Annotated in this window: 16 protein-coding genes and 1 tRNA gene; 2 read left to right on the forward strand and 15 right to left on the reverse strand. The window is 61.2% G+C overall.

From position 1 onward, the window contains the following. Nucleotides 1–14: 14 nt before the first annotated feature. The 3 genes from rplA to nusG form a co-directional block, all read right to left on the reverse strand. Entirely contained in the window at nucleotides 15–713 is a 699-nt protein-coding gene (gene rplA / locus C8N43_RS09505) for a 50S ribosomal protein L1 (protein ID WP_107845369.1), read from the reverse strand. Continuing rightward, on the reverse strand, nucleotides 713–1,138 hold the full coding sequence (gene rplK, locus C8N43_RS09510; RefSeq protein WP_107845370.1) for a 50S ribosomal protein L11: 426 nt from the start codon (nucleotides 1,136–1,138) through the stop codon (nucleotides 713–715). The genes rplA and rplK overlap by 1 nt, the downstream gene beginning before the upstream one ends. 101 nt (nucleotides 1,139–1,239) lie before the next feature. After that, nucleotides 1,240–1,773, reverse strand: a complete 534-nt coding sequence (gene nusG / locus C8N43_RS09515; protein ID WP_107845371.1) for a transcription termination/antitermination protein NusG — start codon at nucleotides 1,771–1,773, stop codon at nucleotides 1,240–1,242. 234 nt (nucleotides 1,774–2,007) lie between these two features. Between nusG and C8N43_RS09520 the strand changes: the two genes are divergently transcribed. Further along, on the forward strand, nucleotides 2,008–3,039 hold the full coding sequence (locus C8N43_RS09520) for an NADP-dependent oxidoreductase (protein WP_107846312.1): 1,032 nt from the start codon (nucleotides 2,008–2,010) through the stop codon (nucleotides 3,037–3,039). Between the two features lie 118 nt (nucleotides 3,040–3,157). Here C8N43_RS09520 and rsgA read toward each other — a convergent pair whose 3' ends face one another. Both rsgA and secE read right to left on the reverse strand, forming a co-directional pair. After that, a complete protein-coding gene (gene rsgA / locus C8N43_RS09525; protein ID WP_245912962.1) occupies nucleotides 3,158–4,210 on the reverse strand; it encodes a ribosome small subunit-dependent GTPase A in 1,053 nt (350 codons plus the stop codon). A 3-nt stretch (nucleotides 4,211–4,213) separates the two neighbouring features. Beyond that, nucleotides 4,214–4,408 (reverse strand): preprotein translocase subunit SecE, encoded by a 195-nt coding sequence (secE, locus tag C8N43_RS09530; protein WP_107845372.1) that lies wholly within the window; start codon nucleotides 4,406–4,408, stop codon nucleotides 4,214–4,216. Nucleotides 4,409–4,562: 154 nt separating this feature from the next. Between secE and C8N43_RS09535 the strand changes: the two genes are divergently transcribed. After that, nucleotides 4,563–5,093, forward strand: a complete 531-nt coding sequence (locus C8N43_RS09535; protein WP_107845373.1) for a hypothetical protein — start codon at nucleotides 4,563–4,565, stop codon at nucleotides 5,091–5,093. Between the two features lie 7 nt (nucleotides 5,094–5,100). Here C8N43_RS09535 and C8N43_RS09540 read toward each other — a convergent pair whose 3' ends face one another. From C8N43_RS09540 to tuf, 10 genes are all read right to left on the reverse strand, one after another. After that, nucleotides 5,101–5,886 carry an alpha/beta hydrolase gene (locus C8N43_RS09540; protein WP_107845374.1) on the reverse strand — a complete coding sequence of 262 codons (786 nt, stop codon included), beginning with the start codon at nucleotides 5,884–5,886 and terminating at the stop codon, nucleotides 5,101–5,103. A 36-nt stretch (nucleotides 5,887–5,922) separates the two neighbouring features. Beyond that, nucleotides 5,923–5,998, reverse strand: a tRNA-Trp gene (locus C8N43_RS09545). 167 nt (nucleotides 5,999–6,165) lie between these two features. Then, nucleotides 6,166–6,324: a hypothetical protein gene (locus C8N43_RS19600; protein WP_158269956.1), complete on the reverse strand. Its 159-nt coding sequence runs from the start codon at nucleotides 6,322–6,324 to the stop codon at nucleotides 6,166–6,168. Nucleotides 6,325–6,587: 263 nt separating this feature from the next. Then, nucleotides 6,588–7,091 carry a hypothetical protein gene (locus C8N43_RS09550; protein WP_107845375.1) on the reverse strand — a complete coding sequence of 168 codons (504 nt, stop codon included), beginning with the start codon at nucleotides 7,089–7,091 and terminating at the stop codon, nucleotides 6,588–6,590. 916 nt (nucleotides 7,092–8,007) lie between these two features. Further along, complete coding sequence (locus C8N43_RS09555; protein WP_107845376.1) at nucleotides 8,008–9,060, reverse strand: sn-glycerol-3-phosphate import ATP-binding protein UgpC; 1,053 nt, start codon at nucleotides 9,058–9,060, stop codon at nucleotides 8,008–8,010. Between the two features lie 2 nt (nucleotides 9,061–9,062). Continuing rightward, the gene (ugpE, locus tag C8N43_RS09560; protein WP_107846314.1) at nucleotides 9,063–9,899 is read right to left on the reverse strand and encodes a sn-glycerol-3-phosphate ABC transporter permease UgpE; all 837 of its coding nucleotides are present in this window, start codon (nucleotides 9,897–9,899) and stop codon (nucleotides 9,063–9,065) included. A 20-nt stretch (nucleotides 9,900–9,919) separates the two neighbouring features. Next, nucleotides 9,920–10,801, reverse strand: coding sequence for a sn-glycerol-3-phosphate ABC transporter permease UgpA (gene ugpA / locus C8N43_RS09565; protein WP_107845377.1), 882 nt, complete (start codon nucleotides 10,799–10,801; stop codon nucleotides 9,920–9,922). Nucleotides 10,802–10,859: 58 nt separating this feature from the next. Beyond that, nucleotides 10,860–12,173 carry a sn-glycerol-3-phosphate ABC transporter substrate-binding protein UgpB gene (ugpB, locus tag C8N43_RS09570; protein WP_107845378.1) on the reverse strand — a complete coding sequence of 438 codons (1,314 nt, stop codon included), beginning with the start codon at nucleotides 12,171–12,173 and terminating at the stop codon, nucleotides 10,860–10,862. A gap of 361 nt (nucleotides 12,174–12,534) precedes the next feature. Then, on the reverse strand, nucleotides 12,535–13,239 hold the full coding sequence (locus C8N43_RS09575) for a hypothetical protein (protein WP_146174197.1): 705 nt from the start codon (nucleotides 13,237–13,239) through the stop codon (nucleotides 12,535–12,537). 104 nt (nucleotides 13,240–13,343) lie between these two features. After that, on the reverse strand, nucleotides 13,344–14,519 hold the full coding sequence (gene tuf / locus C8N43_RS09580) for an elongation factor Tu (RefSeq protein ID WP_107845354.1): 1,176 nt from the start codon (nucleotides 14,517–14,519) through the stop codon (nucleotides 13,344–13,346). Nucleotides 14,520–14,568 lie beyond the last annotated feature (49 nt).

Genomic DNA, 14,568 nt, shown 5'->3' on the forward strand with positions numbered 1-14,568 from the left:
TCAATGCATTAGCATTAGTTGCCGGTGGCGTTTTCCACACTGATCGTGATGCCAGGACCCATGGTGGAGCTCAGCGCGATCTTCTTCATGTAGGTGCCTTTGGCGCCAGAAGGCTTGTTCTTGGACACGGCACCGACGAAGGCGCGCACGTTCTCGACCAGCTTCTCTTCGGTGAAGGAGGCCTTGCCGATACCGGCATGCACAACGCCTGCCTTCTCGACCTTGAACTGCACTTCACCGCCCTTGGCGGCTTCCACGGCGGCTTTGACATCCATGGTCACCGTGCCGACCTTCGGGTTCGGCATCAGGTTGCGCGGGCCAAGCACCTTACCCAGACGGCCCACGATGGGCATCATGTCGGGGGTGGCGATGCAGCGATCGAAGTCGATCTTGCCGGACTGCACGGTTTCCATCAGGTCCTCTGCGCCGACGATGTCGGCTCCGGCGGCTTTGGCTTCCTCGGCCTTTGCGTCGCGGGCGAACACGGCGACGCGGACTTCCTTGCCGGTGCCGTTGGGCAGCGAGACCACGCCGCGGACCATCTGGTCTGCGTGGCGGGGATCGACGCCCAGGTTCATTGCGATCTCGACGGTCTCGTCGAACTTGGCTTTGGCGTTGTTCTTGACCAGAGCAACGGCCTCTTCCACCGTGACGTCCCGCTTGTCTGCGAACTGCTCGCGGGCGGCGGTGGTGCGTTTTCCGTATTTAGCCATTACTTCACCTCGATGCCCATGGAGCGGGCGGAGCCCAAGATGATCAGCATTGCCGCGTCGATGTCGTTGGCATTGAGATCCTTCATTTTCGCTTCCGCGATCTCACGCACCTGCTTGGTGGTGACGTGGCCGACCACTTCGCGCGACGGGGTCTTGGCGCCGGACTTCAGCTTGGCGGCCTTCTTGAGGTAGTAGGACGCCGGCGGCGTCTTGATGTCCATCGAGAAGGATTTGTCCTGGTAGTAGGTGATCACGGTCGGGCACGGCGCACCGGGCTCCATTTCCTGCGTCTTGGCGTTGAACGCCTTGCAGAATTCCATGATGTTGATGCCGCGCTGACCCAGGGCCGGGCCGACGGGCGGGGATGGGTTGGCTTGACCTGCAGGAACCTGCAGTTTCATCGTGCCAGCGATTTTCTTGGCCATAGGGCCTCTCCTTTTACAACGCCCCGGAACGCGTTTCCGGGGTCAGGTTTGTCCGTGGTCCGGTGCCCGCACGCGTGCGCGCCGCCTCCCACGTATTGCACTCAGCTCGTCTTGGTGACCTGAGTGAATTCCAGTTCAACCGGGGTGGCCCGGCCAAAGATTGAGACCGTCACCTTCAGGCGCTGGTTGTCGTCGTCGACTTCCTCGACCAGTCCCGAGAAGCCCTCGAACGGGCCATCTGTGACATTCACGTTCTCGCCCACATCGAACACGATGGTGGAACGCGGCGCCTCGGCGCCTTCCTCGACGCGGCCCAGGATCGCCTGCACTTCCGCGTCGCGCATCGGCATCGGGCGGCCTTGCGGGCCCAGAAAGCCCGTGACGCGGTTGATCGAGTTGATCAGGTGGTAGCCCTGATCGGACATTTCCATGCGCACCAGCACGTAGCCCGGCATGAAGCGGCGCTCGGCGGTGACTTTCTTGTTGCGGCGGATCTCGATGACCTCTTCGGTCGGAACCAGGACCTCTTCGATCTCGTCCTGCAGCCCGTTTTCCTCGACGGCCTGCCGGATTTGCTCGGCGATGCGCTTCTCGAAGTTCGAGAGCACCGAAACCGAATACCACCGTTTTGCCATGTCAGCCGCGCCTCACTTTGCCGGGACGCCGTGCACGCCCCAAGAATTCCACTCTGCCAGCGGGTCGCCCGTGGCACCCGCCGAAACGAAAACAGCGCGCATCTCGAATCAATGCGCGCCTCTCCGTCGTCTTGTGCGATCGTTTACGCAAGCTTGGCCCGCTGTTCAAGGCCATCTGCCCTTTGATTTCCTCTTCGCATGGGTCATGTCTGGATCAACAATCAGGAGAGCCCCATGCCCCAGACCGCCAGCGCCAACCGCCGCATCGTCTTGAACGCCCGCCCCAAGGGCGCGCCGGACGACGAGACCCTGCGCCTTGAAGAGGGCGAAATCCCCTCCCCCGGCGCGGGCGAGATGCTGCTGCGCACAGAATATCTGTCGCTCGACCCTTATATGCGCGGGCGCATGAATGACGCCAAATCCTACGCCGAGCCGGTGAAGATCGGCGAGGTGATGACCGGCCAGGTTGTCGCCGAGGTGATGGAGAGCAACCTGAGCGGTTTTGCCAAGGGCGACCGGGTGCTCAACACATCCGGCTGGCAGGATTACGCGATCTCAAATGGTGATCAGGTGCTTAATCTTGGCCCAGATCCGGAACATCCCTCCTGGTCGCTCGGCATCCTCGGCATGCCCGGCTACACCGCCTATGCGGGGCTTCTGAAAATCGGTGAACCCAAGCAAGGCGAGACCGTCGTTGTCGCCGCCGCCACCGGCCCGGTAGGCGCAACCGTGGGTCAAATCGCCAGGATCAAGGGGGCGCGCGCCGTGGGGGTCGCCGGCGGACCCGAGAAATGCAAGCACGCGGTCGAGCACTTGGGCTTTGACGCCTGCATCGACCACAATGCGGATGATTTCGCCGAGCAGCTCAAATCCGCCTGCCCCGATGGCATCGATGTCTATTTTGAGAATGTCGGTGGCAAGGTGCTCTACGGCGTCCTGCCGCTTCTCAACCCCTTTGCCCGTGTCCCGGTCTGCGGCGTGGTCAGCTGGTACAACCTGCCCGGCCTGCCTGATGGCCCCGACATGGCGCCCGCGATCATGGGCACGGTCCTGCGCATGAAGGTGAAGATGCAGGGCTTCATCATCTTCGACAGCTTCGGCCCGGACACTTACAGGGAGTTTGCCCGTGACATGACCGACTGGCTGAAATCCGGCGAGATCAAATATACCGAGCAGATCGTCGAAGGTCTCGAGAACGCGCCAAACGCCCTCTACGATCTTCTCGTCGGCAAAAGCTTTGGCAAGATGGTCGTCAAGGTCGCCTGAGCCTCCATTTCTTTGTTCCGAAAGCACGGCGGGGTCGCCGTTTACGCGCCATTGGTCCGAGCGACAATGGCGACGGCAGAGCCCCAACTAAATATCGCGCGCGCCGCAGGCGCACAATTTAGCTGCGGTCGGGACGCCTCTTGGCCGACATCGCGTCCTTGACCATCTTTCCGAAGGCGCGGTCGCGGCGGTGCCGCTCGGCGACCGTGGCGGTGTTATGCGCCTCCTCGGCGGCGAGCTTCCGCCACCGATCCACCCGGGCCTGATCGAGCGCGCCGGCCTCGACAGCCGCACGCACCGCGCAGCCTGGCTCGCTTTCATGGGCGCAGTCGCGAAACTTGCATGCGAGGGCCAGCTCTTCGATGTCACCGAACAGCTCCTCGATCCCCGCCTGGACGTCGGTGAGCTGCAGCTCACGCATCCCCGGCGTGTCGATCAGCCACCCGCCCGAAGGCAGGCGGTGCATCTCGCGGTGGGTTGTCGTGTGCCGCCCGCGCGCATCCGCCTCGCGGATGCCTTGAGTCTCGATCGCCTGATCGGTCAGCGTGTTGACCAGTGTCGACTTGCCGACACCCGATGACCCAACGAAGGCCACGGTCTGCCCCAGCCCACACCACGGAAGCAGGCGCGACGCTTGCGCGGGGTCCTTGGCATTGAGCGCCTCGACCTGCACATCTCGTGAAATCGCGCGGGCCTGATCGATAAAACTGTCGGCGTCTTCGGCCTGATCGACCTTTGTGAGCACGATGACGGGCGTCACCTCCGCATCCGCGGCCATCGCCAGGTAGCGCTCAAGCCGGGCCACGTTGAAATCGCGGTTGCAAGAGGTCACCACAAAGAGCGTATCAAGATTGGCCGCGATCAGCTGCGTGCGTCGGCCCTCCAGGGGCGGCTTGCGCTTGAACAGGCTGGCGCGTTCAAGAAGTCGGACCGGCTGCACGCTGTCGGTCAAAAGCAGCCAATCGCCGACCGTGGCGCGCCCCAGTTCCGGGTCATCTTCCGACGCGTAGGGCAAGACCTCGCGCGGGCCGTCTTCGGTCAAGACCTCCAGCTGCGCGCGGTGCACGGCGGTGACGCGCGCCGGGGTCAATACCCCAAGCTCGTCCACGTCCAGTTGCTGCATGAAGAAGTTGCGCCAGCCCAACTCAGCCAAAGTGGCGGGGGCTGACACGGCCTAGAACATCCCGAAGATGCCGTTGAGCCCGGTGCGGATCGACAGGTCCACCAGCGAGAAGAAGATGGCCGTCAGGGTCGCCATGATGAACACCATCACGGTCGTCAGCACCACCTCGCGGCGGGTCGGCCAGGTGATCTTGGCCACTTCGCCGCGGACCTGCTGGATGAACTGTGCTGGATTCGTGCGTGCCATGTCGGTGTGCCTTTTCAACTCTCGAGGCTCCAGTTACGACCCCCCGCCCCTGTTTGCAAGGGGCTCGGCCCTTGAAACATGCGCTCACCAAAGGGTGCATGGCGCGTGCGGGGGCTGCGCCGTAGGATCAAAGCACAGATGATCGGAGGTCTCCATGCTCAAACCCCTCGCCCTTGCCGCCCTGCTATGCGCAGCACCCGTATTCGCCCAAGAGGCAGGTCCCGCGTCCGAGCCCCCGATGACGCTGGAGCGCCTCTCAGAGATCATCACCACGCTCGACCCTGACGCCCAAAGCGCGCAGACCAGCTTCCAGATGACCATCGCGGACATCCCGGTGATCATCATCACCGATCCACGCGCCGACCGGATGCGCGCCATGGTGCCGATCCGCAGCGCCGAGGCGATGACCGAGGAAGAGCTGCTGCGCGTCATGCAGGCCAATTTCGACACCGCGCTGGACGCGCGCTATGCTATTGCCCGCGGCCAGCTTTGGGCGACGTTCATTCACCCGCTCTCCCCGCTGGAGCGCGATCAGCTGATCTCGGGCCTTGGGCAAGCGGTCAATCTGGCGCAGACCTACGGCTCGCTCTACACCGGCGGCGCGATGCAATTTGGCGGCGGCGACAGCGGCGGGCTGCAGCGCGAGCTGATCGACCGGCTGTTGAAGAAGGGCCAAGAGATCTAGGCGCGCCTCACGCCTCTTCGCGCAGGCGCGCAAAGTGGTCGATCACCATCTGAATATAGGGCGTGCCATCCTTGTGGGTGCCATCAAGGATCACGTCGACCTGGCTCGCATGGCCGTTCACCTTCGTGTCGATCAGGGTCACCGGCGCGCCGATCTGCTGCGCCCGCGCCGCACCCAGCTGGGCGTTGCCAAGATCGATGATCCGGTCGCGCGGCCCATGAAACATCAGGCAGGGCGGGCCGTTCTCTTCGAGCCGCCAGGGCTGCACCAAGGCCGCGCTGATCGCCACTACGGCATCCGGGCGGGACACCCGCCGCACCCATTGCATCGGCGGATAGGCCAGCGCCAGCCCGGCAATCCCACCGGCCGACACGCCCAGCACCCCGATCTTGCGCGAGGCGATGCCAAGCCGCTCCCCCTCGACCCACAGATATTCGATCGCCTTCGACATGTCTTCGATCGCGGCGATGAAGGCGGGACCGTAAAGCTTGGGGCTTAGCGTCAGCCCAATCTTCTGGCTGCGGGCGATATAGGCCTCGATATAGCTCGCATCATCGTCGTCGAATGCGCTCATCTCCGTGCGCAACCGGTAGGAGATCGACGCAACCGCCAAACCCTGCGCCGTCAGCGCATCGGCGAAATGCCCGACCTCGACATGGCCGCGATGGCCGCGGCGAAACCCGCCCCCATGGGCGTAAATCACGCAGGCATCGGCTTTCAGGCTGTCGGGCAGGTAAAGATCGAACGCCAGCTCATGGGCCGGGTCGTAAATGATATCAGGGACACATTTCATCGCGATGTCGGGGCCCTGATCTTCACGTCGTTGGGCTGGCAGGGGCTGAGGGACTCGAACCCACGACCCTCGGTTTTGGAGACCGATGCTCTACCAACTGAGCTAAGCCCCTGCACTTACGGGATGGGTGTTACGAAAGCGTTGCCCCTATTGCAAGGGATCATCTGCGCGTTCAGGGCGCGGGCGTGCGAAAAATGCAAAACCCGCCCGTGCGCGCCAGGGTCTTGGCGGGCACCGGCGGGTCTACACCAGCGCGCATAGGTTAGGGGATGTGCGCGCCTACTGGCGGGGCAGGCCCGACAGAATGGAGATCAGCGCGTCCAGCTGATCGGGGGACAGGTTTCCAAGGTCGACCGAGGTAGAGGCGGCCTCAGACGCCAGGGCGGGTCCTGCAAGCAGGCTCAGCGCCACGCCCAGGGAAAGGAGAATGCGTTTCATCTGTGTGTTCCTTCGATGTGAACACTCGACACCCTTCGAGTTAGGGTCGGACCCTCAATGGCCCGGCATGTCCCTATGTGGCATGCGGTCCCGATTTTTGTAGACACGATCCGGTCGCGACGGCTCACGCGGGCGTGAGCAGGCTGCGCCTCTCCGACATGACTTCTCCAAGCTCTTGTTAATTAGAATTTATTTTTCATTTTCGCGCGATTTTGCACATCAACGGCAATATGCACACGCTGTGTGCATTGCTGTGGGGCACCTCAAGATTCGAGCTTTTTCGCCATCTGCAATTTCTGCGCCTCAATCAGGGCGGCAAACTTGGCCCTTGGATCAGTGCGCGGAACGGCACCGTCACGCGGCAATCCTTGCCGCGCGAGCTGCAAGGCGGTCAGGCGCGGCTCGATCCGGGCAATCTCTTCGACCTGAAATGGCGCGTCGGACGGCTGAGGTTTCGCCTGCGCTACGACCTTTGGCATGGCCGACACATGGGTCGGCAAAGATGGCTTCGGTGCGAAAACCTGTGACGCGGGCCCCGGCTCCGACGAGGTGATCCAATTGCGCACGGTCTCCACCTTGCGCCACAGGCCGCCCTTGCTGAACAGGCCATATCCCACCAGCCCAAGGAAAATCAGCGGGATAAACCAGAAGACGTTGAGCATAAATCCCAACTCGCTCGCCACCACGACCACCACGACGAGGGGCCACAGCCACGAAAAGCTTAGCTTCTCGGATTTGAACACATGGCCGAATAGTAGGTTCAACATGGAACGGCTCCTCTTGGGTGAGCCAAATGTTTCCGAGCATTTCAGCAGAAATGAGGCGTCGGTGGGGAAATGGTGAGGGGGCGGGCAGCGTCCAACCGCGGAGTTAATGAAGTGCGGCTCGAGAACTTTCCGGTAGACCGTTTCAGCGCTGATCGAGCGGAGCTCCCGACTGTCGATGCCAGGCTTGCTCACTCGATTGGTTCTGGGCTGCGCCACTAACGGATTAGGGATCCGCCACAAATGCAGAAAAAAGTCCGGTAGGTCCTAGCAGGTTGACAACTGCCGAAATCTGACTGGCTTAGCCAAGAACAATTATTGCCGCCGAGCCGGTCAGTACAACGATGACCAGTACAGTTACCTTGATAACCATCCAAACTCGCCGCAGACCACCGCGTTCCATTCAATCGAATGCCTCTTCAATAGCTTCTTCACTCAACGCGACAGACACTTTCTTCCTCCTGAGACCTACGTTGACTACACGCCTTTGGTATCGGCGCTCTCGTTCACGGTGATCTATCAGACCTCCTGCCGCGCAGGTGCCGCCGGTGCTGACAATGAATCGCGACGGCGCTAATGGCGCGGATCATGAGCCTCGGTCTAGGTCTCATGCGCCACTTCTTCGATGAGATACTCGTGATGCATCTGGACCGTGTGGCCGAAGCGATGCCTGAGATCAGCACCCCCGTTCAGACGCCGGGCATCGGGCATCCGGGCGCCTGCGATCGCCCACGATACGGGTCCATACAGTTTAGACGACGTCTTCTGACCTCTGAGCTTTCTTACGAAACCAACGTATTCAACATTCGACCGACGGAGATTCGGGGTTTTCAGAATAGGTTCCTGCGATCTGCCTGTGCATCAGTGGCAGTACACTGGCGCTTCGAAGGCCAATCAATCGGACAGGCTCAGACGCACACTACGTCAGTCGCAACCCAGAGGCTGGATCGAAGATGTGGATTTGCCCCACTTGTGCGGCAAAGCGCAACGGGTCCTTCGTATCCGGCATCGCGTGAACGCCGGGTAGGCTGATCGTGAAGGCGTCGGGATGCCCGGGCAAGCGGCCATGAAGCAGCGTGTTGGCGCCAAGAGGCTCGGTCATTTGGATAGTAATCGCGAGCGGACCGTTCTCGTCCGGCACCATGTGTTCGGGACGAATGCCCAGCTTGACCGGACCATCGGGCGCTGTGACCTCCGCGATGGCAAGCTCCCCGACGGAGACAACACCTCCCTTTATATGCGCATCGACTATGTTCATGGCGGGGCTGCCGATGAATTGCGCGGCGAACAGCGTGCGCGGGGTCTCGTAGACCTCCAAGGGCGTTCCGATCTGTTCCGCAACACCGCCGTTCATCACGATCATCCGGTCGGCCATCGTCATCGCCTCGACCTGGTCATGCGTGACATAAAGCGAGGTAATGCCCAGCTTGGCCTGTAACTCCCGAATTTCGAGCCGCATCTGCACGCGCAGTTTGGCGTCGAGATTGCTGAGCGGTTCATCGAAGAGAAACACGGCCGGCTCCCGCACGATGGCGCGGCCCATCGCGACGCGCTGGCGTTGGCCGCCCGAGAGTTGCCGGGGCTTGCGATCAAGCAGCGGCTCCAACTGCAGCAAGCGCGCGGCCTCTTCGACCTTGGCGTTGATCTGATCCTTCGGCAGCCCCGCGATCTTCAGCCCGTAGCCCATGTTCTGGCGCACCGACATATGCGGGTAGAGCGCGTAATTCTGAAACACCATGGCGATGTCGCGGTCCATCGGCTCTTTGTCATTGGCGCGCGTCCCGCCGATCAGCACGTCGCCTGCGGTCACCGTCTCCAGCCCGGCGACCATGCGCAGCAGCGTGGATTTCCCGCAGCCGGATGGCCCGACGATGACGATGAATTCACCATCCCCGATCTCGACATCAATGCCGTGAATGACATCGGTGGTGCCGAAGCTTTTCTTGACGCCCTGAAGTGTGACTGTCGCCATATCTATTTCTCGCTGTCTACAAGGCCGCGGATGAAAAGCCGCTGCATCCCCACAACCACAATCACCGGGGGGATCATCGCAAGGATGGAGGTGGCCATGATGGTCGGCCAATGGGCAAAGTCGTCGCCCGACGGAAACATCTGCTTGATCCCCATGACGATGGTGTTCATTTCCGGATCGGTGGTGATCAGCAGCGGCCAGAGATACTGGTTCCAGCCGTAGATGAACAAGATCACGAAAAGCGCCGCCACGTTGGTCCGGCTCATCGGCACGACAATATCCCAGAAGAACCGCATCGGGCGGGCACCGTCGACCCGGGCGGCCTCGGCCAGCTCATCGGGGATGGTCAGAAAGAACTGGCGGAACAGGAACGTCGCCGTGGCCGAGGCAATCAGCGGGAAGATCAGGCCCGAATAACTGTTGAGCATGCCAAAGCCCGCCACCACCTCGAAGGTCGGCACGATGCGCACTTCTACCGGCAGCATCAGCGTCAGGAAGATCATCCAGAAGAAGACATTGCGTCCGGGGAACCGGAAATAGACGATGGCGAAGGCGGACAGCAAGGAGATGACGATCTTGCCGACCGCAATGCCGATCGCCATCACCAGCGAATTGAACAGCATCGTCGCGACCGGCACATTGACGCCCGAGAACAGCGCATTGCGGTAGTTGATCCAGAACTGGTCGCCTGGCACCACCGGCATCGGGGGTTGAATGATCTCTTGCTGTGTGACCGTCGAGGCAACAAAGGCCAGCCAGATCGGAAAGAAGATGACCAGCACGCCCAGGATCATGAAAACATGGGTCAGCCAAAGGCCGGCCCCGCGCTTTTCGACCATGCCGTGGACTTCGCGGGCCATCAGTAGTGCACTCGCTTTTCAATGAATTTGAACTGGACGATTGTCAGCAGCCCCACGACGACCAACAAGATCACCGACTGGGCCGAGCTTGACCCAAGATCTTGGCCGACAAACCCGTCGGAGAAGACCTTGTAGACCAGGATGGTCGTGGACTGTTGCGGCCCGCCCGCGGTGATCGTGTGGATCACGCCGAAGGTCTCGAAGAACGCGTAGACCACGTTGACGACCAGCAGGAAGAATGTCGTGGGCGACAGAAGCGGCAGCACGATCGTGAAAAACCGGCGCCAGAACCGCGCGCCGTCAATCGCTGCCGCCTCGATGACGGATCGGGGTACGGATTGCAGCGCGGCGAAGAAGAACAGGAAGTTGTAGCTGATCCGCCCCCAGGCGGAGGCCACGACGACCAGCCCCATGGCCTCGCCCCCGTTCAGCACGTGGTTCCAGTCGTAGCCCAGCGTGCCGAGATACCAGGATATGACGCCCACGCGGGTGTTGAACATGAAAAGCCACAGGACCCCCGCGACGGCCGGGGCCACCGCGTAGGGCCAGATCAGCATGGTGCGATAGACGCCCGATCCCTTGATCAGGCGATCCGCGATCACCGCCAGAAACAGCGCCGGGATCATCGAGCAGAGCGTCACCAGGATCGAAAAGATTGCCGTTGTCAGAAAGGACGCGCGATAGAAAGGGTCGCTCAGCAGGAACTCGAAGTTCCCGAGGCCCACGAATTGCGACGAAAGCCCGAACGGGTCCGGGATGAATAGCGATTGCCAGATGGCCTGCCCGGCGGGGTAGAAGAAGAACACGGCCGAGACCAGCACCTGAGGTGCGATCAGCAGCAGCGGCAACAGCCAGCCGCGAAAGGTTACGCGCTTTTCCATAGAGATGCCCCGACCCAAGAAAATGGGCAAGCCGTGCGGGCCTGCCCATCAAGGTCTCTTACCGGTTGGCGGACTCGAAGCGCCGCAGCAAGGCGTCGCCCCGCTCCTTGGCGCTGTCCATGGCCTCTTGAGCGGATTTGTCACCTGCCCAGATCGCCTCCAGCTCTTCGTCGATGATCCCGCGGATCTGGTCGAAGGAGCCAAGGCGCAGACCCTTGGAATTGGCCGTGGGTTCTTTTGCGGTCATCTGGATCACAGCGACGTCGGTGCCCGGGTTCTGCTCGTAGAACCCTGCCGCACGGGTGGCCTCACCGGCTTCGGCCGTGATCGGCAGATAGCCCGTGTCTTGGTGCCACTGGGCCTGCACGTCGGACGAGGACAGGAAGGCGAGGAACTCGCCAACGCCCTTGTATTCCTCGGCCTCATGGCCTTCGAGAACCCAAAGCGACGCGCCACCGATGATGGTGTTCTGGGGCGAATTACCAACGCCTTCCCAATAGGGCAGCGGGCGCACATCGAAGTCGAACTGTGCTTCGGCCTTGATGCCCGCGTAGCCTGCGGAGCTTTCCGTGAAGAGCGCACATTCGCCGGACCGGAAGTTGGCACCGCCCTCGTTGCGGCGACCGGTATAGATGAACTTGCCATCCTTGGCCCATTCGCCCATCGCGGTCAGGTGCGCGACCTGCGCCTCGCCGTTCAGCATCAGCTCGGTATCGAGGCCCGCAAACCCGTTATCCTTCGAGGCGAAGGGCACGTCGTGATAGGCCGAGAAGTTCTCGAGGTGGATCCAGCTCTGCCATGCGGTGACCAGCGGGCAATCTTCGCCGCCTGCTTTCAGGGCGTCCAGTGTCTCGCCGACCTTCTGCCAGGTCGACAGATCGGTGTCGGGGTCGACGCCCGCAGCCTCGAACGCATCGCGGTTCACCCACAACACCGGGGTCGAGGAGTTGAACGGCAAAGACAGCATCTCGCCGTCGGTCGTGGTGTAGTAGCCCTTCACCGAGCCGATATAGGCGTCGGGATCGAAGGTGGCGCCGCTCTCGGCCATGACTTCGTAGACCGGCTTGGTGGCACCTTCAGCAGACATCATGGTCGCGGTGCCAACTTCGAACACCATCAGGATGTGGGGCTGTTCGCCCGCGCGGAAGGCCGCGATACCTGCGTTGAGCGTCTCGGAGTAGTTGCCCTTGTGGCTCTCGACGACCGTGTAGTCACTTTGACCGCCGTTGAATTCCTCCACCTGAGCTTTCACCAGCTCGCCCAGTCGTCCGGTAAAGGCGTGCCAGAATTGAATTTCTGTTTGCGCGTAGGCTGCAAGCGGCGACAGCGCTGTTCCGGCGGCCAGAAGCGCGCCGACTAGTGATTTTTTCATAGTTCCTCCCTTGCACGACGTTGCGTGCGTTTCGATTTGGCGTTCGTCGTGGAAGCCATCTCAATACACCGACGATACATTCACCAACCCGCTTTGCAACCTCCGCGTCCAAGTTTTGGTGACATGGCACCCGACCGACGGTTTGCGCTACGGCCTCCCGCCGCGCAGGCAGGCCTCGCGAACCGCCTTGCTTTTGGGAGTTGATGTAAAGGCCCGTGAGCACTTCATTATCGGGAAGCGGCTCACACACGCGCGTGCCTTCTCAGTGGACTTCACACGTCACGAAGTATGAGTACGGAGATGACAGAAGTGTCTCAAAGGACATTTCCAGCCTTTCGGACAATCTGGCGATGCCCGGCGCCTACGGCTTGTTTCCGGGCTTATCAGCATCTGAACTCCACTCCGCGAAATTCTTGGTCCAGAACTCAACTGCATAGATATGGGCGAATTTATAGACACCAGGAGTAAGCGTGCTGTCATCGGCAAACGAGTTCCCATGACTCACTACGGGCACCAATTCTGAAGAGTATCTTAGCGTGCTTATTAAGCCGGTCAGAGCCAACGAGTGCTCCAATAGTTCCCTCAATTTCAAACTCGAAAAGGGCCCATTTATTAACCAATCGAAATCGGAGTGGGCGTAGGCTTTGCTCCTAAGATCAGTGATCTCTCCCTCAAATCCGTATTCCTTGTCGAACTGCTTAAATTCTTGAATTATTTTGTCACGTCTTTTGGGCTGAAGGCTTGCGTCCGACAAAATTGCGTTTTTGAGGGTCCTTAGCCCGACACTGCGTTTGTCACGGTCCGCCGCTTTACCACAGAAGATCACAAGTGTTGTTCTTGCCTGTTGCAAACGCTGATGTGCAACAAGTCCAGAAGGATTCAATTGCGGAAGCCCAAGCTCTTTTCCCTCGGCTTTCCTCTCTCGGACATAAGCCTGCCGCACCTCTTCGTAGGCGTAGATGAATGCGGCATCCGAAATGGCCAGTCTACTTTCTGCCAACCAGTGGCGCAGAATTTCCAACTGTTCCGCTTTGTCCATTTTTTTGTTCTCGAATGCATGATCCAACTATAAAGGCCGCCTCCTATTGGAAGCGGCCTTCTCTGTTTCTACCGGGTGATGCTCTCGGTGATCTTTCAGATCATCTGCCGCACACTGGTGTTGGTCGATGATTACTCCGTAATCTTCGACACAACACCTGCGCCAACCGTCCGGCCGCCCTCGCGGATGGCGAAGCGCAGGCCCTGCTCCATCGCGATGGGCGCGATCAGCTCGACGTCGAACTTCAGGTTGTCGCCCGGCATCACCATCTCGGTGCCCGACGGCAGCTCAACCGTGCCCGTCACATCCGTCGTGCGGAAGTAGAACTGCGGGCGGTAGTTGGCGAAGAACGGCGTGTGACGGCCACCCTCTTCCTTGGTCAGGATGTAGGCCTCGGCCTCGAACTTCGTGTGGGGCTTCACCGAGCCCGGCTTGCACAGCACCTGGCCGCGCTCCACGCCCTCACGGTCCACGCCGCGCAGCAGCGCGCCGATGTTGTCGCCAGCCTCGCCACGATCCAGCAGCTTGCGGAACATCTCGACGCCGGTGCAGGTGGTCTTCGAGGTGTCGCGGATGCCCACGATCTCGATCTCGTCACCCACATTGATCACGCCACGCTCGACACGGCCGGTCACAACGGTGCCGCGGCCGGAGATCGAGAACACGTCCTCGATCGGCATCAGGAAGGGCTGGTCCACGGCGCGCTCGGGGGTCGGGATGTACTCGTCCACGGCGGCCATCAGCTTGCGGATCGACTCTTCGCCGATCTCGGGGTTGTTGCCTTCCATCGCGGCCAGAGCCGAGCCCGGAATGACGGGGATGTCGTCGCCGGGGTAGTCGTAGGAGGACAGCAGCTCGCGGATCTCCATCTCGACGAGCTCCAGCAGCTCCTCGTCGTCCACCTGGTCGACCTTGTTCATGTAGACGACCATCTTCGGGATGCCCACCTGGCGGCCCAGCAGGATGTGCTCGCGGGTCTGGGGCATCGGGCCGTCGGCGGCGTTCACCACCAGGATCGCGCCGTCCATCTGGGCGGCCCCGGTGATCATGTTCTTGACGTAGTCGGCGTGGCCGGGGCAGTCGACGTGCGCGTAGTGGCGCGTGTCGGTCTCGTACTCCACGTGCGCCGTCGAGATCGTGATCCCGCGGGCCTTCTCTTCCGGCGCGCCGTCGATCTGGTCATACGCCTGGAAGTCGCCGAAATACTTCGTGATCGCCGCCGTCAGCGTCGTCTTGCCGTGGTCAACGTGGCCAATCGTGCCAATGTTAACGTGCGGTTTTGTGCGTTCAAACTTTTCCTTAGCCATACCTTTGGGCGCCTTACGTTGCAGGGGGCTCTCGCGGCCCCGATTTCAC

This window comes from Litoreibacter ponti, assembly GCF_003054285.1.
Taxonomy (GTDB): domain Bacteria; phylum Pseudomonadota; class Alphaproteobacteria; order Rhodobacterales; family Rhodobacteraceae; genus Litoreibacter; species Litoreibacter ponti.

Bases quoted from the DNA above. Each gene is read 5' to 3' on its own strand.
- C8N43_RS09535 (WP_107845373.1), top strand. From the start codon at position 4,563: ATGCTCAAACCCCTCGCCCTTGCCGCCCTGCTATGCGCAGCACCCGTA.
- nusG (WP_107845371.1), bottom strand. From the start codon at position 1,773: ATGGCAAAACGGTGGTATTCGGTTTCGGTGCTCTCGAACTTCGAGAAG.
- tuf (WP_107845354.1), bottom strand. From the start codon at position 14,519: ATGGCTAAGGAAAAGTTTGAACGCACAAAACCGCACGTTAACATTGGC.
- C8N43_RS19600 (WP_158269956.1), bottom strand. From the start codon at position 6,324: ATGAAACGCATTCTCCTTTCCCTGGGCGTGGCGCTGAGCCTGCTTGCA.
- C8N43_RS09550 (WP_107845375.1), bottom strand. From the start codon at position 7,091: ATGTTGAACCTACTATTCGGCCATGTGTTCAAATCCGAGAAGCTAAGC.
- rplK (WP_107845370.1), bottom strand. From the start codon at position 1,138: ATGGCCAAGAAAATCGCTGGCACGATGAAACTGCAGGTTCCTGCAGGT.
- C8N43_RS09555 (WP_107845376.1), bottom strand. From the start codon at position 9,060: ATGGCGACAGTCACACTTCAGGGCGTCAAGAAAAGCTTCGGCACCACC.
- rplA (WP_107845369.1), bottom strand. From the start codon at position 713: ATGGCTAAATACGGAAAACGCACCACCGCCGCCCGCGAGCAGTTCGCA.
- ugpE (WP_107846314.1), bottom strand. From the start codon at position 9,899: ATGGTCGAAAAGCGCGGGGCCGGCCTTTGGCTGACCCATGTTTTCATG.
- secE (WP_107845372.1), bottom strand. From the start codon at position 4,408: ATGGCACGCACGAATCCAGCACAGTTCATCCAGCAGGTCCGCGGCGAA.
- ugpB (WP_107845378.1), bottom strand. From the start codon at position 12,173: ATGAAAAAATCACTAGTCGGCGCGCTTCTGGCCGCCGGAACAGCGCTG.
- ugpA (WP_107845377.1), bottom strand. From the start codon at position 10,801: ATGGAAAAGCGCGTAACCTTTCGCGGCTGGCTGTTGCCGCTGCTGCTG.
- C8N43_RS09540 (WP_107845374.1), bottom strand. From the start codon at position 5,886: ATGAAATGTGTCCCTGATATCATTTACGACCCGGCCCATGAGCTGGCG.
- C8N43_RS09520 (WP_107846312.1), top strand. From the start codon at position 2,008: ATGCCCCAGACCGCCAGCGCCAACCGCCGCATCGTCTTGAACGCCCGC.